This is a genomic window from Oceanibaculum indicum P24 (assembly GCF_000299935.1).
Lineage (GTDB): Bacteria > Pseudomonadota > Alphaproteobacteria > Oceanibaculales > Oceanibaculaceae > Oceanibaculum > Oceanibaculum indicum.
Genome location: NZ_AMRL01000011.1, coordinates 13,378 through 30,654 on the forward strand (window position 1 = coordinate 13,378; position 17,277 = coordinate 30,654).

General features: G+C 63.3%; 20 protein-coding genes. 12 read left to right on the plus strand and 8 right to left on the minus strand.

Annotation, left to right across the window (positions count from 1 at the left end):
- Positions 1-8 precede the first annotated feature (8 nt).
- Positions 9-386, plus strand: a complete 378-nt coding sequence (locus P24_RS09940) for a hypothetical protein (RefSeq protein ID WP_008944585.1) — start codon at positions 9-11, stop codon at positions 384-386.
- 284 nt (positions 387-670) lie between these two features.
- On the opposite strand, the gene P24_RS09950 is transcribed toward P24_RS09940, so the two are convergent.
- From P24_RS09950 to P24_RS09965, 4 genes are all read right to left on the minus strand, one after another.
- Entirely contained in the window at positions 671-1,294 is a 624-nt protein-coding gene (locus tag P24_RS09950) for a hypothetical protein (protein WP_156816261.1), read from the minus strand.
- Complete coding sequence (locus tag P24_RS09955; RefSeq protein WP_008944588.1) at positions 1,291-3,177, minus strand: tape measure protein; 1,887 nt, start codon at positions 3,175-3,177, stop codon at positions 1,291-1,293. Before P24_RS09955 ends, P24_RS09950 begins: the two co-directional genes overlap by 4 nt.
- A 249-nt stretch (positions 3,178-3,426) precedes the next feature.
- Positions 3,427-4,680: a tyrosine-type recombinase/integrase gene (locus P24_RS09960; RefSeq protein WP_040707270.1), complete on the minus strand. Its 1,254-nt coding sequence runs from the start codon at positions 4,678-4,680 to the stop codon at positions 3,427-3,429.
- Between the two features lie 225 nt (positions 4,681-4,905).
- On the minus strand, positions 4,906-5,778 hold the full coding sequence (locus tag P24_RS09965) for an NmrA family NAD(P)-binding protein (protein WP_008944590.1): 873 nt from the start codon (positions 5,776-5,778) through the stop codon (positions 4,906-4,908).
- Between the two features lie 68 nt (positions 5,779-5,846).
- On the opposite strand from P24_RS09965, the gene P24_RS09970 reads away from it, so the two are divergent.
- The 7 genes from P24_RS09970 (at position 5,847) to P24_RS10000 (ending at position 12,211) form a co-directional block, all read left to right on the plus strand.
- The gene (locus P24_RS09970; protein WP_008944591.1) at positions 5,847-6,794 is read left to right on the plus strand and encodes a LysR family transcriptional regulator; all 948 of its coding nucleotides are present in this window, start codon (positions 5,847-5,849) and stop codon (positions 6,792-6,794) included.
- A gap of 79 nt (positions 6,795-6,873) precedes the next feature.
- Positions 6,874-7,260 carry a hypothetical protein gene (locus tag P24_RS09975; protein WP_008944592.1) on the plus strand — a complete coding sequence of 129 codons (387 nt, stop codon included), beginning with the start codon at positions 6,874-6,876 and terminating at the stop codon, positions 7,258-7,260.
- Between the two features lie 92 nt (positions 7,261-7,352).
- Positions 7,353-8,315 (plus strand): AAA family ATPase, encoded by a 963-nt coding sequence (locus P24_RS09980; RefSeq protein ID WP_008944593.1) that lies wholly within the window; start codon positions 7,353-7,355, stop codon positions 8,313-8,315.
- Between the two features lie 9 nt (positions 8,316-8,324).
- The gene (locus P24_RS09985; protein WP_008944594.1) at positions 8,325-9,575 is read left to right on the plus strand and encodes a vWA domain-containing protein; all 1,251 of its coding nucleotides are present in this window, start codon (positions 8,325-8,327) and stop codon (positions 9,573-9,575) included.
- Positions 9,572-9,895: an XdhC family protein gene (locus tag P24_RS09990; protein WP_008944595.1), complete on the plus strand. Its 324-nt coding sequence runs from the start codon at positions 9,572-9,574 to the stop codon at positions 9,893-9,895. Before P24_RS09985 ends, P24_RS09990 begins: the two co-directional genes overlap by 4 nt.
- Before the next feature lies 1 nt (position 9,896).
- Positions 9,897-10,604, plus strand: a complete 708-nt coding sequence (locus P24_RS09995) for an XdhC family protein (RefSeq protein ID WP_008944596.1) — start codon at positions 9,897-9,899, stop codon at positions 10,602-10,604.
- Positions 10,601-12,211, plus strand: a complete 1,611-nt coding sequence (locus tag P24_RS10000; RefSeq protein ID WP_008944597.1) for an NTP transferase domain-containing protein — start codon at positions 10,601-10,603, stop codon at positions 12,209-12,211. The genes P24_RS09995 and P24_RS10000 overlap by 4 nt, the downstream gene beginning before the upstream one ends.
- Before the next feature lie 4 nt (positions 12,212-12,215).
- On the opposite strand, the gene P24_RS10005 is transcribed toward P24_RS10000, so the two are convergent.
- From P24_RS10005 to P24_RS20045, 4 genes are all read right to left on the minus strand, one after another.
- A complete protein-coding gene (locus P24_RS10005; protein WP_008944598.1) occupies positions 12,216-12,695 on the minus strand; it encodes a flagellar basal body rod C-terminal domain-containing protein in 480 nt (159 codons plus the stop codon).
- Between the two features lie 107 nt (positions 12,696-12,802).
- Positions 12,803-13,723, minus strand: coding sequence for a DMT family transporter (locus P24_RS10010; RefSeq protein WP_008944599.1), 921 nt, complete (start codon positions 13,721-13,723; stop codon positions 12,803-12,805).
- A 101-nt stretch (positions 13,724-13,824) separates the two neighbouring features.
- Positions 13,825-14,583, minus strand: coding sequence for a putative metalloprotease CJM1_0395 family protein (locus tag P24_RS10015; RefSeq protein WP_202802381.1), 759 nt, complete (start codon positions 14,581-14,583; stop codon positions 13,825-13,827).
- A gap of 79 nt (positions 14,584-14,662) precedes the next feature.
- Positions 14,663-14,884, minus strand: a complete 222-nt coding sequence (locus P24_RS20045; protein WP_156816262.1) for a hypothetical protein — start codon at positions 14,882-14,884, stop codon at positions 14,663-14,665.
- A gap of 206 nt (positions 14,885-15,090) precedes the next feature.
- Here P24_RS20045 and P24_RS10025 point away from each other — a divergent pair, with 206 nt between their 5' ends.
- The 4 genes from P24_RS10025 to P24_RS10045 all read left to right on the plus strand — a co-directional run bounded on the left by P24_RS10025 (position 15,091) and on the right by P24_RS10045 (position 17,274).
- Positions 15,091-15,378 carry a ferritin family protein gene (locus tag P24_RS10025; protein WP_008944602.1) on the plus strand — a complete coding sequence of 96 codons (288 nt, stop codon included), beginning with the start codon at positions 15,091-15,093 and terminating at the stop codon, positions 15,376-15,378.
- Between the two features lie 146 nt (positions 15,379-15,524).
- A complete protein-coding gene (locus P24_RS20415; RefSeq protein ID WP_202802382.1) occupies positions 15,525-16,001 on the plus strand; it encodes a hypothetical protein in 477 nt (158 codons plus the stop codon).
- A gap of 155 nt (positions 16,002-16,156) precedes the next feature.
- Positions 16,157-16,696 (plus strand): thiamine pyrophosphate-binding protein, encoded by a 540-nt coding sequence (locus P24_RS10040; protein ID WP_008944604.1) that lies wholly within the window; start codon positions 16,157-16,159, stop codon positions 16,694-16,696.
- Entirely contained in the window at positions 16,693-17,274 is a 582-nt protein-coding gene (locus P24_RS10045; RefSeq protein WP_008944605.1) for a thiamine pyrophosphate-dependent enzyme, read from the plus strand. Before P24_RS10040 ends, P24_RS10045 begins: the two co-directional genes overlap by 4 nt.
- The last annotated feature ends 3 nt before the right edge of the window (positions 17,275-17,277 follow it).

Genomic DNA, 17,277 nt, shown 5'->3' on the forward strand with positions numbered 1-17,277 from the left:
GGGCGATTATGGGCTTGCTCGATGATGGAAAACTGGCCGCGACGGTGGCGGCGGCGCTGCAGAACGTCGCCTATTCGGTGACGCTGACTCGCACCGTGCCGGGCGCTTACGACCCCAGCACTGGCACGGTAGGAGCTGGCACCACGACGAACTACACTTGCCGAGGCCTGGTCGAGGATTTCTATTCGATGACGCTGCAGAAGGCCTCCGCCTATCTGGACGGGACCATGGTCAAGCCGGGCGATCGTCAAGCTCTGATCCTGGCCACGACACTGGCGACGACGCCGAAACCCGGCGACACCTTTACCGCTCAGGGCCGCCTGCACACCGTCATCAGCGTCTCCGCTGACCCTGCCGGGGCAACCTGGACCATCCTGATTCGTTGATGCCTAGTCCAGAAGCGACGGCTCTTCTCCCTCCAGAAGTGATGATCCCTCTCCCTTCCGCGCAGTATTTGTGGCCCGCTCGGCATAATCGAGGGTATCCAAGGCCTCGACGGCAATCTCGTCGGCAAGATCGAGAATGCGGATAAGAGCATCCGGCGCGACACCCACAGAGTCCAAGGCACGCCGCGCCTTTCTCGAGCTCAGGTGTGCTTGAAGAACCAGGCGTGCCTCTGCGATGGACGCCTGAGTCGATAGGATCTCATCTCGGACCAGCATTTCGACCTCTAGAACTCGTGGATTGTCTTTATTCTTATGATGTCAGGCGTTATCTCCATCGCCTGAAGATGCCCGCCAATGCCGACCCCACCGCCGCATTCTATTGCTTGCGCCGCCATCATTTTGCGCTGAGCACAGGCAGCTCTAATCGCTTGCTCGATAGTCATGGACTTCGGAAGCGGGACGGCTGCTCCTGGCGATGGCGCCAAGTGGACGCCTCGCTCTAGCTCGACTGGCATGAAATCGTTGATGTTGTAGCTCAGGCGGAATGCCTGAATTCGCGTTCTGTCGGAGGATCTGCCAGCGATTAACATCTCGCCAAGCTCTGGCCTATCTGCATCAGCTACGCCCAGCTCATTGATCCGTTGCGAAAAGTGCCTGGCACTCTCGCAAAGAACACCCGGCAACAGCTCGATAGCTGATTCGAATGTGCGAACCTCTCCCCCTTGCAGGAAGCTGTACGCTGCGTAGTGAATGCCAGCTAGGCCGCGAAAAATGAAACCGCAATGAAGGTGCGATAGCACTTCCAGCTTCGAGTGCCGGCCCACTTCTTCTCCGGTAAAATCACAAAGCACTGTGTCAGAAAATAAGACACAAGACTTATCATCAAGACATACGTTCGCCAGAGTCATGCTGGCCTCTCGGCACTCAGGAAAATATTGACAAACTCTCTTCTGAGTTTCCGCTGATATTTCTTTCTTACACCCTTGGCTGGTGTGGCGATGACATCGTCAAGCGCCTTAAGCATTTCCTGCGCCTGGGATCGAACTGAGGCGATCTGTCGGGCCAACTGAAGCTCTTCCTGTGCCAGACTTGATGTCAGGTCGATGTTGCGGCGCTTCAGGTCGAGCTCGGTCCGCAGTACGGCCAGGCCAACAGCACGCTCTTGTGCTGTTGCCCCGACCAGTTCGAGTTCGCGCTGCGCAAGGGCGAGATCATCCCTCATGTCGACAATTCGACGCTGAGAATCGATCTCCTTGTTCAGGTCTCGGATGCTGGCAGTGAGCCCCCTCACCTGATCATGCAGTTCGGACCCTTGCGCGATATCAGCGGCGCGCGCTTTTTGCAGCGCCTCATAGCTGAGCTCTACAGCCTCAATAGACTGTCCATGGCCGGCGTAAGCCGCGCTGAGCGCGATCAAGTGATTGACCTCATCGCCAAGCGATTCGATCAATGAACGCTGCTGCTTCGTCATATCCGAAACGACAGGCAGAGCTTCCTTTGCGGCCTCGCTCAAACTACCCAGCGCCTTTTCGGCAGCAGGGCCCAGATTGGTCCAGGCGGCGATCATGGCGTTCCCAGAATCCTGCAGTTCCTTGCCTGCCTTCCGGAACGATTCGAGACCGCCGCTGAAATCGAGCTTCGCCAGCTTGCTGAGCGCTTCGATCAGCCGAACGACGTACATAACGGTGCCGGAAACGCTCTCGCGGATCGTAACCCAGATCGCGTTCATTACATTGCCGACGCGGACTGAGACGCCTCCGATCTCCTCTACATGATCGCGATATGCGACCATCAGGCCAATGACGGTCGAGATCGCCACTGCGATGAGCGTGAACGGGTTCACAGCGAGAGCGGCCGTCCAGGCGCGCGTCGCGATCGCGGCGACATCGATCGCCGTCGCCACCTTCAGAATTGCGACCGTGGCCACGCCGGCCGCAAGGCCGGCCAGGACATCTAGATTGTCTGACAGCAGGATGACCGCGCCGGCCAGAGCCGTAGTCACGCCCAGAGATGAGTCGGCGTTCTTGATGAAGTTTCCCCACGCATTGTCGAGCACGGTCAACGCCTGCCCGACGGTGACAGGCACGGTTCCGAAACGCTCCTCGATCTGATCCGCGCGGCTCAGCACGGCCCGGAAGATCGCCTCCGAGGTAAGCTTTCCCTCCTCAGCCAGGCGGCGAAGTTGCCCGACCGTCGTGCCCATGCCGGCGGCGATCTCGATAGCCAGTCCGTTCAGATTTTCCAGCACAGATCGCAGCTCATCGCCGCGCAACGTGCCGCTGGCCAGGGCCTGACCTAGCTGAATTATGCCCGCGGACGCCTCTTGTGCGCTGGCGCCCGAGGTGATGACCGCTTTCGCGGTCAGCTCGGTAAAGCGCAGCAATTCCTGCTGTGAGGCTCCGAGTTGGTCGGACGCGCGCGCTGTGCGGGCGTAAAGCTCCGCCGTGCTCAGATAGGCAGACCGCGTTCGTTGCGCGATCTGGAAAACCTGATTCTGGACTGAAACGAGCTCTCGCTGAGAGTTGGTGACCAGCTTGAGGCGACCTTCGACCAGTTTCCAGGCATCCGCATACTCAATGATTCTCTGGATGCCCAGCGCTGCCGCTGTGCCGAGGATCAACCCCTGAATCATACGAAGAGGGCCCAGCGTGGCATTGATTTGCCGCTGCATGCCTTCGAAAGCGGTCTCAGCACGCTTGCCAGAAGCCGCCATGCGGTCAAGGTTCCGCGCGCCGGTTGCGGCCTGCGAGGAATCGACCTTGATGCCGAGAGTAGCGATATCGACTGACATGTCGGGGCTCGATTTCAGCGCCCGACATAAAAAAAGCCGGGCGCGATTTTCATCACGTCCCCGGCCCCACCGGCTCACGCGCTACACATGGCGACCCCGTCGCCAATAGTGCTACGTTAGACTCCGATATCCTAACGAGAATCAGCTGAAGCAACAAGCTTGGTCTAAAAGCCCTCAGGCTCCAATTCGCCCGACCGAAGGTGGGCTTTTTCGTGCGGACAGCTTGACCCTTATTTTCTGCCGCAACCCCTACCCCGCTGCCCTGATCCGCGTCACCTTGCCGTCACCCGATTCGAATGCCGGCGGCTGATCGCAGAAATCTGCCCACGCCTGCATCATCCTGCGGCGCTTCTCGAATAGATCGCCGCGGCGATAGGCTGCCTCGACTTTGTCACTGATCGCATGAGCCAGCGCCATCTCGGCGACTTCCCGGGCGAACGACGTTTGTTCGGCTGCCCAGTCGCGGAAGGTGCTTCGAAAACCATGGACGGTTAGATCCTCGATATCCATCCGTCGCAGAAGCATGGCGAGGCTCATGTTGGAAAGCGGCCGGCCAGTCTTCCAGCCGGGGAACACATAGTCGCCGTTCTCTTCATCGCGGATCATCCGGGCCTTCTCAAGAACCGCCAGCGCCTGCCGCGTCAGAGGAACGCGATGCGGCCTGCCTGCCTTCATCCGCTCACCAGGGACCGTCCACACGGCATTATCGAGGTCAACTTCGGACCAGACCGCTTCCAGCGCCTCAGATGTGCGCGCAGCAGTAAGGATAATGAATTCGAGCGCCTGGGCAGCGACAGCATCACGGGCGCGCAGATGCACCATGAAGGCCGGCAGCGCATCGTATGGCATGGCCGGATGATGACGAACGCGGCGGATTTTCGTCTTGGGCACCAGCAGTTTGTCGAGGTGTCCGCGCCATCGGGCAGGATTATCGCCTGACCGCAGGCCGCGCACCGTAGCCCAATCAAGAATGGCTTCAATGCGGCCTCGCACCCTGGATGCTGTCTCGGGCTTCTCCGTCCATATCGGCTCGAGGACGCTCAGTACCAGCGGAAGATCAACCTCCCCCACCGCTTGATCGCCAAGGATCGGATATGCGTAAGTGTAGAGCGTATTTTTCCACTGCTGGCGATGCTTCGGGTTTCGCCAGCCCGGTTCATGCGCCGCGATATAGGCCGTAGCGCATTCCTTGAACGTCTTCATGCGCGTCTTGGCGGCTTCAGCCTCTCGCTTCTTCGCCTGCCGATCTGCCAAAGGATCGACGCCGGTAGCCAACAGCTTCCGGACATCAGCCGCTTTTGCACGCGCCTCGGCGAGTGAGACGGTGCCGACTGCTCCCAGGCCCATCTCCCGTGCGCGTCCTTCAAGGGTATAGCGGAAGAGCCAAGACCGTCCGCCCAACCTTGAAATCTGAAGATAGAGACCGCCTCCGTCCGCAAATCGGCCCGGCTCCTTGGTTTTCTGAACGAGCATCGCGGTCAGTCTGTTTGTTGTGCGCGCCATCTAAGAAAAACTCCTACCCACAACTCTCTACCCACAAACCTACCCACAAATGAAATTCGGATAGGGGCGAACGCGAGCGAACAGCCTCGGACAGTGTGTCTCAGAAAGTGTTGGAAAACAAAGAAAAATATAAACGGTATAGAATTACTTCGGACCCTAATTGGTATCCCACCCCATCCGCCATTCCTCCTATGGCTGCACATATTCCAGACTGTGACAGCCGGATCAGCTGCTGTTCCGCGCGGACAGGATACGCTCCACGGCCGCGACCAAGGAGACGGTGCCGCGTCGCCGTTCCACACCGGGCTCGAACGCAACCTTCCCGCTGGCGATGCCGTCATACATTCCGAGAAGCGCATCGGCTGTCTCTTTGGGGATCCCCGCTTCCGCAAGCATGGCCGCGCGCTGCTCAGGCGGGACAAAGGCGGGTGTCACCGGGCGGCCGAGTGCCCTGGCGAAGGCAGCGGCTACATCGCTGGCGCTCCAGTCCTCCGGCCCGCCGAGTTCGACGATACGCTGGCCTTTCCAGTCCTCGGCGAGGAGCTGGGCAGCCGCCCGGCCGACATCGATCGTGCTGACCATCGGAATTTTCTGGGCGGGCGCCATAAAGGTCGGCAGGACGCCTTCGGTTATCACGGCTTCCGCCACCTCGCTCCAGCTCTCCACGAAATAGCCCGGCCGCAGAAACATTGTTGCCGTTGCGGCACCATCGAGCAGGGTTTCCAGCCGGTTCAGGGTCGTGATGACCCCGGTACCGGAGGCGTGCTGCGCGCCAACCGAGGATAGCACCACGGCCCTGGGCAGTTGCATGCGCCGCGCTGCCTCGGCGAGGGCTGTACCGATCTTTTCCGTCTGTTCATGAGGATTGCCGACAGAAGGCGGCGGATTGAGCAGAAAAGCGCCCGTTGCGCCTTCCAGCGCCGCCGCCACCTCATCTTCATTGTCCATGCGCGCGATGGCAATCTGCACGCCGGTGTCCCGCCAGGCTGCCGCCTGTTCCGCCCGGCGCAGGACGATGCGCACATCAAGGCCCCGTTCGATCAGGGCGCGCGCTGTCTCGCCTCCAGCCCTGCCATTTGCACCGAACACCACCTGCATGATCCTGCTCCTTCCATGTTTCGATCCGTTCGGGGACCGTAATGGGCGGGCTTCAATGCGTCTAATGCATGCTGTATATACTCATCATGCACCAAGTGGATTTACGCCGGATCGATCTCAACCTGCTGGTGACGCTCGACGCCCTGCTGGAGGAGCGGAATGTCACCCGTGCCGCGACGCGCCTTGGCATGAGCCAGCCTGCGGCAAGCCGTGCGCTCGGGCGGCTCCGGGACCTGTTTTCGGATGCCTTGCTGGTCGATGGGCCGGGAGGCTATCTGCTCAGCGCCCGCGCCACGGAATTGCGCCCTGCTTTGAGGCAGATCCTTGCCGGGGTCGGCGCGCTGCTGGAGGCCCGCCGCTTCGACCCTGCGGTGGCCTCCGGTCCCCTTCGCCTGCTGATGACCGACCTGCATGCTGCCGTGCTTGCGCCGCATCTGCTCTCCCGCCTTGCGGAGGAGGCGCCGGCTGTCGATCTCGACATTATCCCGCCCGGCCCGGCCATTGCGGCGATGCTGGAGAACGAGATGGTCGATGCGGCTGTTGGCGTCATCGAGGTGGCACCGTCAGGGATTCTGCGCCGGAAACTGTTCGAAGACCGGTTTGTCACGATCATGCGCAAGGGGCATCCGGCGGGCGAGAATAGGCTTACCCTCGATACCTATCTGACCCTCGATCACATGACGATCAACGTCACAGGTACCGGCCCCGCGCCTGTGGACGAATTGCTCTCGGCCATGGGCCGTCGCCGGCGCGTGCGCACGCGCGTGCCAAACTTCTTCGCCGCGATGGAAATCGCTGCCGGTTCCGATCTGGTGATGACTCTGCCTGAAAGTCTGGCGCGCACCGCAGCCGGCGCGGCACGCTTCATCATGCTGCCGCCGCCGGTCGAACTCGGCCCTATCGCCGTCAGCCTCCTCTGGCATGCGCGAGATCAGGATGCCCCGCGCCACATGTGGCTGAGGAGCCTGATTGTCGCTGCCGCACAAATGTCCGTAGACAAGAATAATTCAAGGTAGCGTTTGCGGCGGATATTCTCTTTGTTTTCCGTGCCCTATCCATCATAATTTGCGCGCAGAATGTATATGGAGGGGTCGAATGTCCTTTGAACCTGTCATCGAATTCTTCAGCCGTGTCCGTGCCAATCCCGGCCTGCAGCAGGAGCTGACGCAGCGTCTGAACGCACTTTCCGATTCAGGCCAGGCGCCGGCCGAGATGGCGCGCTTCGCCAACGAAAAGGGCATCGCCGCGACACAAGAGGCGTTTAGCCAGGCATTGTCCGCTGCTGTTCCGGTAAGGGCTGGCGACGCGGAACTGTCCGAGGCTGAGCTGGAGAGCGTTTCAGGCGGTATGCTGCCGGACTGGATGCAGGAGATGAAGGACCAGCTTCTTGCCGAGCAGATGGCCAAGGCGCTGGAACTGATGAATACCGTGACGGCGAACATTCAGCTGCAGAACAACAATATCACTAGCAATATCAGGTGAGTCGCCAGAGCAGTCCTTCGGGCAGTCCTGTGATGCGTTGTTTCCTGCCACGCCTCTTTTGCCCCGGCGGGCTGGCGTGCTAGATAATCGGCATGACACAGACATCCCCTTCCGCTGGCGCTCCGGGTGCCGCTCCGGCCGCCCTGCCCGCCTCCATCGACGAGACCGTTTCCCTGCTCGCCAGGGGCGATTACGTCGCCGACCGCAGCCTCTCCACCGCGCTATATCTGGCGCTGAAGCTGGGCCGCCCGCTGTTCCTGGAGGGCGAGGCCGGCGTCGGCAAGACGGAGATCGCCAAGGTGCTGGCCAAGGCGCTGGGCCGCGACCTGATCCGCCTGCAATGCTATGAGGGGCTGGATGTCGGTTCCGCCGTCTATGAGTGGAACTATCTACGGCAGATGGTGGAAATCCGCGTCGCCGAGGCGGCGGGCGGGGCCGACCGCGAGACGCTGGCCAGCGACATCTTCCAGGACCGCTTCCTGATTCGCCGTCCGCTGCTGCAGGCGCTTGAGCCGCATGCCGGCGGCGCGCCGGTGCTGCTGATCGACGAGCTGGACCGCACCGACGAGCCGTTCGAGGCCTATCTGCTGGAAGTGCTGTCCGACTTCCAGGTGACGATCCCGGAGCTGGGCACGGTTAAGGCCGAGAAGCCGCCCATCGTCATCGTCACCTCCAACCGCACGCGCGAGATTCATGACGCGCTGAAGCGCCGCTGCTTCTATTACTGGGTGGATTACCCCAACGCCCTGCGCGAGCTGGATATCCTGAAGGTGAAGGCGCCGGGCGCGCCGGAAGCGCTGAGCCGGCAGGTGGTCGGCTTCGTGCAGGAGCTGCGCAAGCTGGACCTGTTCAAGCAGCCGGGCGTTGCCGAGACCATCGACTGGACGCATGCGCTGGTGCAGCTCGACCAGCTGAGCCTCGACCCGGAGACGGTGAACAACACGCTGGGCGTGCTGCTGAAATACCAGGACGATATTGCCCGCATCCAGGGCAGCGAGGCCAACCGCATCCTGACCCAGATCAAGAGCGAGCTGGCCGCGCACGGCGCGGTCTAGGGCCAGCCAATGGACGGCGACTCCCAGAAGGACGGCCCCCAGGATGGCGGCAAGCTGGTCGCCAACATCATGCATTTCGCCCGTGCCCTGCGCATGGCGGGCCTGCCCATCGGGCCCGGCAAGGTGCTGGACGCGATAGCGGCGGTGCGCGCGGTCGGCATGGGGCGGCGCGACGATTTCTACTGGGCGCTGCACGCCGTCTTCGTGAACCGGCAGGACCAGCGCGACATTTTCGACCAGGCCTTCCATGTGTTCTGGCGCAACCCGCGACTGCTGGAGCGCATGATGCAGCTGGTGCTGCCGCAGCTGCAGCTCGACCAGCCGCAGCCCGATGCCGCGGAGATGAACCGCCGCCTCGCCGAGGCGCTGATGCAGGGCAATGAGGCGGTGCTGGCCGACGAGGCCGACGAGGAGAAGCTGGAGATCGACGCGGCCTTCACCGCCTCCGACAAGGAGATGCTGCAGTCGATGGATTTCGAGAAGATGAGCGGCGACGAGGTACGGCAGGCGCAATCCATGCTGCGCCGCCTCGTCCTGCCCATCGCGGAGATGCGCACGCGGCGCTTCGCCCCCTCCTCCGCCGGCGGTGCTGTCGACCTGCGGGCCACGCTGCGCGGTGCCCTGCGCAGCGGCGGCGATGTCATTCCGCTGGAGCTGAAGAAGCGCCGCACGCGGCCGCCGGCGCTGATCATCCTGTGCGACATTTCTGGTTCGATGAGCCGCTATTCCCGCATGCTGCTGCATTTCATGCATGCGCTGACCAACGACCGTGACCGGGTGCACACCTTCCTGTTCGGAACGCGGCTGACCAATGTGACGCGTTACCTGCGCAAGCGCGATGTGGATGAGGCGCTGTCGAAGGTCGGCGAGGCGGTCGGTGACTGGTCTGGCGGCACGCGCATCGGTGCCTGCATCGAGGGCTTCAACCGGCTCTGGTCGCGCCGTGTGCTGGGCCAGGGGGCGGTGGTGCTGCTGATTACCGACGGGCTGGACCGCGATGCCGGCGATGGCGTGGCAGAGGAGGTCGAGCGGCTGCGCCGATCCTGCCAGCGGCTGATCTGGTTGAACCCGCTGTTGCGCTTCGATGGTTTCGCGCCCAAATCTCTAGGGGTCCGGGCGATCCTGCCGCATGTCGACGAGTTCCGCCCGGTGCATAATCTGGAAAGCCTCGGCGCGCTGGCCGAGGCGCTCAGCAGGCCCGAGACGCGGCGGGGCGCCGGCATGGCGTCCTGGCTCCGGCGCATGGAGGAAGTGGCATGAACAATCCCGCGGAAGACATTCTGGAACAGGCGGCGCAGTGGCGGGCCTCCGGCAAGCAGGTGGCGCTGGCCACGGTGGTCAGCACCTGGGGCTCCTCCCCGCGCCCGGTCGGCAGCCAGCTTGCGGTTGACGAGGACCGACGGATGATCGGCTCGGTCTCTGGCGGCTGCATCGAGGGTGCGGTGGTGCATGAGGCGCTGCAGGTCATGCAGGGCGGCGCGCCGAAGCTGCTGGATTTCGGTGTCACCAACGAACAGGCATGGGAAGTCGGCCTTGCCTGCGGCGGCAAGGTGCAGGTCTTCGTCGAGCGGGTGGATTGAGATGCAGCCGGCAATCCTGAAACGCCTGCTGGAGGAGCGTGCGGCGAAACGCCCGGTGGCGCTGGTGACCCGCATCGAAGGTGGCCAGCAGGCCGTCGTGACGCCGCAAGAGGCGCTGGGCGCGCTGGAACTTGATGCGGCGCCGCTGGCCGAAATCCGCCGCAGCCTCGCCGAGGATCGCAGCGGCATGATCGAGGGCGGCTATTTCGTGCATGTGCACAACCCGCCGCTGCGCCTGATTCTGGTCGGTGCGGTGCATATCGCGCAGGCGCTGGCACCGATGGCGGCGATTGCCGGCTATCAGGTGGTGATCGTCGATCCGCGCCGTGCCTTCGCCACTGACGAACGTTTCCCCGGCATCACGCTGGATGACCGCTGGCCGGACGAGGCGCTGGAGGATCTGCAGCCGAACCGGCGCACCGCCGTGGTTACGCTGACCCACGACCCAAAGCTGGATGACCCGGCGCTGATGGTCGCGCTGAAGTCGGACGCCTTCTATATCGGTTGCCTTGGCAGTCGAAAGACCCACGCTAAGCGGTTGGAACGACTCACGGAAGCGGGATTCGGCGAGGCGGATTTCCAGCGTATCCACGGGCCGCTCGGCCTCGATATCGGCGCCATCACGCCGGCGGAAATCGCCATTTCCGCGCTGGCCGAGATCACCCAGGTGCTGCGCCGCGCGCCAGAGACTGAGGTGAAGGCCGCATGATCTTCGGCGACACGCCGCTGGATGAGGCCGAGGGCGCGATCCTGGCGCACAGCCACCGGCTGCCCGGCAAGGCGCTGAAGAAGGGCCGTGTGCTGACGGCGGAGGATATCGCCGCACTGCGCGCGGCCGGTGTGCCGCAGGTCGTCACTGCGCGGCTGGAACAGGGCGATGTGCCGGAAGACAAGGCGGCCGCCCGCCTCGCCGCTGTGATGGCGGGCGATGGAACGGAGACGACCGCCCCCTTCACCGGGCGCTGCAACCTCATTGCTACCGCGGACGGCCTGCTGACCTACGATCCGGCCGCACTGGACGCGGTGAACCTGATCGATGAGGCGCTGACGGTCGCCCTGCTGCCACCTTATGAGGTGGTGGAAAAAGGCCAGATGATCGGTACGGTGAAGATCATCCCCTTCGCCGCCCCCGAAGCGGCACTTGAACAGTGTGAATCACTGGCCGGCAAGGTGCGTGTCGCGGCGTTCCGGCCGGTGCGTGCCGGGCTGGTGCAGACCGCCCTGCCGGCCACCAAACCGAGCGTGCTGGACAATACCGCCCGCATCACAGCGGCCCGGCTGGAACGCATGGGCGCCGGGCTGGGGGAAGAGCTGCGCTGCGCCCATGACACGGCAGCGACCGCCGCCGCGATCCGCCAGCAGATCGATGCCGGTTACGATCTTGTGCTGCTGTTCGGCGCCTCCGCTGTGGTGGACCGGCGCGATGTGCTGCCGGCCGCCATTGTGGAGGCCGGCGGTACGGTCGATCATTTCGGCATGCCGGTCGATCCCGGCAATCTGCTGCTGCTGGGCCATATCGGCGATACGCCGGTCATCGGCATGCCGGGCTGCGCGCGCTCGCCGAAGCTGAATGGATTCGACTGGGTGCTGCAACGGCTTGTCGCCGGACTGCCGGTGACACGCACCGATATCATGCGCATGGGCGTTGGTGGCCTGCTAAAGGAGATCGCCAGCCGGCCGCTGCCGCGTGAGGATGGGCACAAGATGACTACCGCACCCCGCAAGGCCCCGCGCATTGCCGTGCTGATCCTCGCCGCCGGTCAGTCGCGCCGCATGGGGGCACAGAACAAGCTGCTGGCGGAGATCGACGGTAAGCCGATGGCCACACGGGTGGTGGAGATCGTCCGGGCCTCGAAGGCCGGCCCCATAACCATCGTCACCGGGCATGAGGCCGACCGGGTGAAGGCAGCCCTGCCCGGCGATCTCGCTTTCGTGCACAATCCGGAATATGCGGCGGGGCTCAGCACCTCGCTGAAGGCTGGTATCTCTGCCCTGCCCGCCGATATCGACGGTGTGCTGGTCTGTCTTGGTGACATGCCGCGCATCTCGCCTGCGATGATCGACCGGCTGATTGCCGCTTTCGATCCGGTCGAGGGCCGCGAGATCTGCGTGCCGACCCATAAGGGCAAGCGCGGCAACCCGGTGCTGTGGGGCAAGCGCTTCCTGCCGGAAATGGCGGCGCTGGCCGGCGATGTCGGTGCGAAACACCTGATCGGCGCGCATGCCGATCTGGTGGTCGAGGTCGAAATGGAAGAAGATGGCGTGCTGATCGATATCGACACGCCGGACGCGTTGACGCGTTATCAGGCCAGCTAAATCGTCAGCTGTTGATGTCGAGCAGCGACTGGTTCAGCTGCAGGCCGGTCTGCACGGTGCGCAGATTGGCCTCGAACTGGCGCTGGCTGGTGATCTGCTGCACCACTTCATTTGCCGGATCGACGTTCGGCAGGAAGCTCACGCCCTCCTGACCTGTCTCACCGGTCTGCTGCTGCTGGCCACCGGTCTGGGTTTCACCCTGCTCTTCCGGCGCGCTTTCCTGCAGGACCGGGATCGACGACGGCGAAATTGGCCGGGTGGTGGACTGGACGCCCCCACCTTCCTGGCTCTGGTCGATGGCGCGGAGCGGCTGGAAGCCCTGGGTTTCATCAGGCTGAGCGGTGCTGTCCTGCGGCCGGTTCGTCTCTTCCGGTGCCACGCCGCGGCTCTGAATATTGGCAACATTGTTGGCGCTGACATTGAAGCGGTTGGTCGCCGCCGCAGCGCCTGAGAGTGCCGATCCGATACCGTCGATAAAGCTCATGCCTTCACCCGTGAATTGAGGATTTCTCTTTTCACAAATCCTAAAGTAAGGCGTACCCCCCGCTAAGGCAAGCCTTGCAGGTTTTGCTCACGCGATAGTGAGCATCATCAGCGCCGCAGCAGCACCACGGACAGCCCGGCCATGACGAGCAGGAGGGCGGCGATCTCGGTCAGCCCGATAGGCTCGCCCAGTACCAGGGCACTCGACAGCACGCCAACCACCGGGATCGCCAGCGTGCCGATGGCGGCAATGCTGGCCGGAAACAGATCGACGATGCGGAACCAGGCCCAGTGGCAGAAGATCATCGGGATCAGCGCGGCATAGAGTGCCGCCCACAGCACTTCGCCGCGCAGCCCGGCGAAATCGGGCGCCGGATCGATGAGCAGCGCGCCGAGGAAGATTGGCAGGCCGCCAAGGGTCAGCTGCCAGCCGGTCAGCGCCACGGTGCCGATCTGCCAGCTTTGCCGCTTGGTCACGATGGTGCCCATCGCCCAGGTCAGGGCCGCGCCCAGCATCAGCAGCGAACCGATGGGGGCGGCGCCCAGCCGGGCCATCTCCGGCCCGATCAGCACCGCCAGCCCGCCAATGCCGAGGACAAGCCCGATGAGCTTGCGCAGCGTGAAGGCCTCCTTCAGCACCAGGCTGGCCAGGATTGAGGCCCAGATCGGCATGGTGAAGGCGATGATGGCTCCCCGCCCCGCCTGTACCTGCAGCAGCCCATAGGCTGAGAACAGGTGCCAGCCGGTGACGTTCAGCAGGCTGGCAATCAGCAGCGGCTTCAGGTCCGCCGCGGCGATGCGGATGGTCTGGCGCTTCGCCAGCGCGAAAGCCAGCAGCGAGAAGCCGCCGACGAACAGGCAGATTGTGCGGAAGGTAAAGGGCGCGATGCCGGTCAGCGCCAGCTTCATCGCCGGCCAGTTGATCCCCCAGAACAGCGTGAGCAGCACCAGCAGTACGAAACCGCTCGCCGGCAGGGGCGCAGGCAGGGGAGACGCACCTGGCGGCGCGGTGACACGCGAGTCGGTCAAGCAAGGGCTCCGTATAGAGCTGAGGGTTCGCCAGCATTAGAAATGATTTGCGCGCAGGACAAGAGACTACCCGCACAGTTCTGCCATGCCGATACCGGCAGTCAGGCGGCGATGTTGATCTGCGAGATGATGGTATCGATGTTCTGCGCCGTCTGGGCGTATGCACCGGCAGCGCGCCCGGCCTGCTGCGTTGCTTGCTGCGTCAGGGGATTGCCTCCCCCTTCGCCTTCCTCAGAGCCGGCCTGCTGCTCTTCGGCACGCTGCTCGCGCAGTTCCGCCTGGGCCTTCAGCCGGGTCTGGTCGGCCTGGGCGGCAACGGCACGGTCCTGCGGCGATGGCTCGGCAGGCGCCAGGGCGGCGCGCTTCACAATCTCCATCTTCTGGATGGTGGCTTCGGGATCGCCGGAAACCGGCGAAACGTCAATGGAAACCTCGCCGCCGATAGCATAGCGGTTGCCATCCGGGCCGTTCTCGTACTCATAGGATGGAGAACTTGCGTAGGCGCCGCCGGCAGCGGCATGCGCCTGCTCATGCGCGCGCACCTTGCGGTCGATCTGTTTCAGCTCATCGACCTGCGCGCGTTCCTCTTCCGTCAGGCCGGAGGGATCGGTGGTCTCTTCTTCCTCGGAACTGCTCGCGGCGCTGAAGGTCTGCAGGTCGATCAGCCGGCCATTGCCGCTCTGCGTCGATTGATTTTCAGCTTCTGTAGTGGACGTCTGGTCGCCAGCAGCCTGAGTTTGCGATTGCGGCGCCGCTGAATCCTGCGTTGAGACGCCAGAAAGCGCCCCGGATGGCGCGGTTGCGCCGGGCGCTGTGTAGCTGATCGTACCGGTAAGTGACGCAATCATTGCGATCACCACCTCTTCCCGCCGTTCGCTGGCGGAAAAGAGTATGCTTGTGAAGGCGGCAAGTCAAAAGACTGCCGCCTCCGCAGCGATCCTAGACGCTGATGTCCAGGTTGGCGCCCCGGCCGGAACCTGCCGGCGCGGCCGGCTGTTGCGCGCCCTGCTGTGCCCCTCCCTGGCCTGCGCCGCGGGCGATGTCGCCGGCGGCCTGGAGATTGGCGGCAGCGCCCTGCGCGGTCACCTGGGCCTGCTGCTGTTCGGAGCGCAGACCCGCGATGGCGAGTGACTGGGCACCGGTTGCGCTTCCTACATTCATGGCGATTCCCTCATTGATTGTAACCTTGGCGAAGAATATAGGGCGATATCCCTAACAAAGAATGAACGTGGTTTACGTTGCCTCCCCCCTCCGCGTGGACTACCTTTTTGGAACGATTGTAATCAAAGTGGCGTTATCGAAAGCGCCACGGACAGTCTATCCGTTTCGCCCATCAGCCATCACCGGAACCCAGGAGACAAAGCCAGATGTCGAGCGAAAACCTGCACGCCCCGCGCGAACGCCTCAGCAAGGAAACTCTGACGATGCATCATGCCATCGTCTCGGTCATCGAAGAGCTGGAAGCCGTGGACTGGTACCGGCAGCGCGCGGACGATTGCGAGGATGAGAGTCTGAAGGAAATCCTGCTGCACAATATGCGCGAAGAGATCGAGCATGCCTGCATGGGGCTGGAATGGCTGCGCCGCAATAATGAGCATTTCGCCAAGTACATGGACGAATTTCTCTACAAGAAGGGCGATATTGACGAGCATTGATCGTCCCGCGCGCCCTCTATTCTCGTACTGTTCGGCGCGCATAATGAACAAATTCGTCATCCTGTAATAAAACCGCAAACCCCCGTGGCTATAGTCCGAACGGATTTTGGATATCCGTCAGGATTGTTAGCAAACGGGGGTTTTGCATGTCTCTTTTCCGTAATATGGCCATGGCGCTGTCGCTGGGTGTGCTCGTCGCGGGCTGCGCCACGGCGGACTCGCACAAGATGTCTTCGCCCTACGACAAGCCGGGCTTCACCACCATGGTGGAAGATGGCCGTCTCTGGGTGTTCAAGACCGGTTCCAAGGAGCTGGCGGACTTCCAGAAGAAGGGCGAGCCCGCCAAGCAGGTGACCCGCATCGCCGCCGGCCCGAACCGGATGACGGTAAAGTCCACCGACAGCGCGACGATCGACGCCTATATCGTCCAGAAGGCCGGCTTCGAGACCAAGATCGAGGATGGCCGCCTGTGGGTGTTCAAGTCGGGCTCCAAGGAGTGGGCGGCGTTCGAGAAGAGCGGCGAGCCGGCGAAGCAGGTGACCCGCATTGCTGCCGGCCCCGGCGGGATGACCATCAAGTCGAGCGACTCCAAGGTCATCGATGAGTATCTGGCGGCGAAGTAAGCCTTCTGCCGGACAGCATGGAACGGGCGTCCTTCGGGGCGCCCGTTTTCGTTGTGCGCTCCGCTCATGCTGTCTTGCACCGGGCGCGGGTTGCGTATGGAGAGGCGGCTGTTAAGCTGCCTGCAACCTTAACAACTATAAAAGACGCCCCCTTCATGACAGCTTCCGACAGCAACCCGGCAGGCAACTGGCCGGAGCAGATATTCGCGGTGCTGAAACGCGCCGAAATTCGTCAGGTCGGCTATGTGCCGGATGCCGGCCACAGCCGGTTGATCAAGCTGTGCCAGGCTGATCCGGACATGCACACGGTCTCCCTGACCACCGAGGAGGAAGGCATCGCCCTTGCCGCCGGTGCCTGGCTGGGCGGGCAGCGCGCGGCCCTGCTGATGCAGAGCAGCGGCGTCGGCAATTGCGTGAACATGCTCTCGCTGGCGAAATCCTGCCGCTTTCCGCTGCTGACGCTGGTGACGATGCGCGGCGAATGGGCGGAGTTCAACCCCTGGCAGCTGCCGATGAGTCAGGCCACGCCGCAATCCTTCGAGATGATGGGCGGGCTGGTCTATCGCGCCGACACGCCGGAAGAAGTGGCGGAGACCGTCGAGGCCGCCGCCGACATCGCCTTCAATGGCGACAGCGTCGCCGCCGTGCTGCTGGGGCAGCGCCTGATCGGCCGCAAGCAATGGGTGAAGAAATGAGCCGTTCCAACAAGCTGGACCGCCGCGCGGTTGCCAAGGCCCTGCTGGACGGGCGCGACGATAACCTCCTGGTCGTCACCGGCCTCGGCTCCACCACCTATGACGCCTTTGCCGCCGGCGATCATGACCTGAACTTCTATCTGTGGGGCGCCATGGGTGGTGCCGCCATCATGGGGCTGGGCATCGCGCTGGCCCAGCCGGACCGCAAGGTGCTGGTCATCACCGGCGATGGCGAGATGCTGATGGGCATGGGCGCGCTCGCCACCATCGGCGTACAGCATCCGGCCAACCTCTCCATCGTTGCCTTCGACAATGCGCATTATGGCGAGACCGGCATGCAGGCCAGCCACACCGGCAAGGGCGTCGATCTGGTCGGTGTTGCGAAGGCCTGCGGCATTCCCGACTGCCGCGACGTGAACGATATGGAGGGCGTGGCCGAGCTGAAGGCGCGCATCCGCCAGGGCGGCAGCACGCTGTTCGCCCGCGTCGGCATTTCCGCTGAGGAGACGCCGCGTGCCCTGCCGACCCGGGACGGCGTCGAGCTGAAGCTGCGCTTCCGCAAGGCGCTGGGAGTCTAGGCG

Coding starts and splice junctions, on each gene's coding strand:
- P24_RS10000 (WP_008944597.1), top strand. CDS start 10,601: ATGATCTTCGGCGACACGCCGCTGGATGAGGCCGAGGGCGCGATCCTG.
- P24_RS09985 (WP_008944594.1), top strand. CDS start 8,325: ATGGACGGCGACTCCCAGAAGGACGGCCCCCAGGATGGCGGCAAGCTG.
- P24_RS10045 (WP_008944605.1), top strand. CDS start 16,693: ATGAGCCGTTCCAACAAGCTGGACCGCCGCGCGGTTGCCAAGGCCCTG.
- P24_RS09965 (WP_008944590.1), bottom strand. CDS start 5,778: ATGCAGGTGGTGTTCGGTGCAAATGGCAGGGCTGGAGGCGAGACAGCG.
- P24_RS20415 (WP_202802382.1), top strand. CDS start 15,525: ATGTCTCTTTTCCGTAATATGGCCATGGCGCTGTCGCTGGGTGTGCTC.
- P24_RS10005 (WP_008944598.1), bottom strand. CDS start 12,695: ATGAGCTTTATCGACGGTATCGGATCGGCACTCTCAGGCGCTGCGGCG.
- P24_RS09975 (WP_008944592.1), top strand. CDS start 6,874: ATGTCCTTTGAACCTGTCATCGAATTCTTCAGCCGTGTCCGTGCCAAT.
- P24_RS09950 (WP_156816261.1), bottom strand. CDS start 1,294: ATGACTCTGGCGAACGTATGTCTTGATGATAAGTCTTGTGTCTTATTT.
- P24_RS09955 (WP_008944588.1), bottom strand. CDS start 3,177: ATGTCAGTCGATATCGCTACTCTCGGCATCAAGGTCGATTCCTCGCAG.
- P24_RS10040 (WP_008944604.1), top strand. CDS start 16,157: ATGACAGCTTCCGACAGCAACCCGGCAGGCAACTGGCCGGAGCAGATA.
- P24_RS09970 (WP_008944591.1), top strand. CDS start 5,847: ATGCTGTATATACTCATCATGCACCAAGTGGATTTACGCCGGATCGAT.
- P24_RS09980 (WP_008944593.1), top strand. CDS start 7,353: ATGACACAGACATCCCCTTCCGCTGGCGCTCCGGGTGCCGCTCCGGCC.
- P24_RS09960 (WP_040707270.1), bottom strand. CDS start 4,680: ATGGCGCGCACAACAAACAGACTGACCGCGATGCTCGTTCAGAAAACC.
- P24_RS20045 (WP_156816262.1), bottom strand. CDS start 14,884: ATGAATGTAGGAAGCGCAACCGGTGCCCAGTCACTCGCCATCGCGGGT.
- P24_RS09990 (WP_008944595.1), top strand. CDS start 9,572: ATGAACAATCCCGCGGAAGACATTCTGGAACAGGCGGCGCAGTGGCGG.
- P24_RS09995 (WP_008944596.1), top strand. CDS start 9,897: ATGCAGCCGGCAATCCTGAAACGCCTGCTGGAGGAGCGTGCGGCGAAA.
- P24_RS10025 (WP_008944602.1), top strand. CDS start 15,091: ATGTCGAGCGAAAACCTGCACGCCCCGCGCGAACGCCTCAGCAAGGAA.
- P24_RS09940 (WP_008944585.1), top strand. CDS start 9: ATGGGCTTGCTCGATGATGGAAAACTGGCCGCGACGGTGGCGGCGGCG.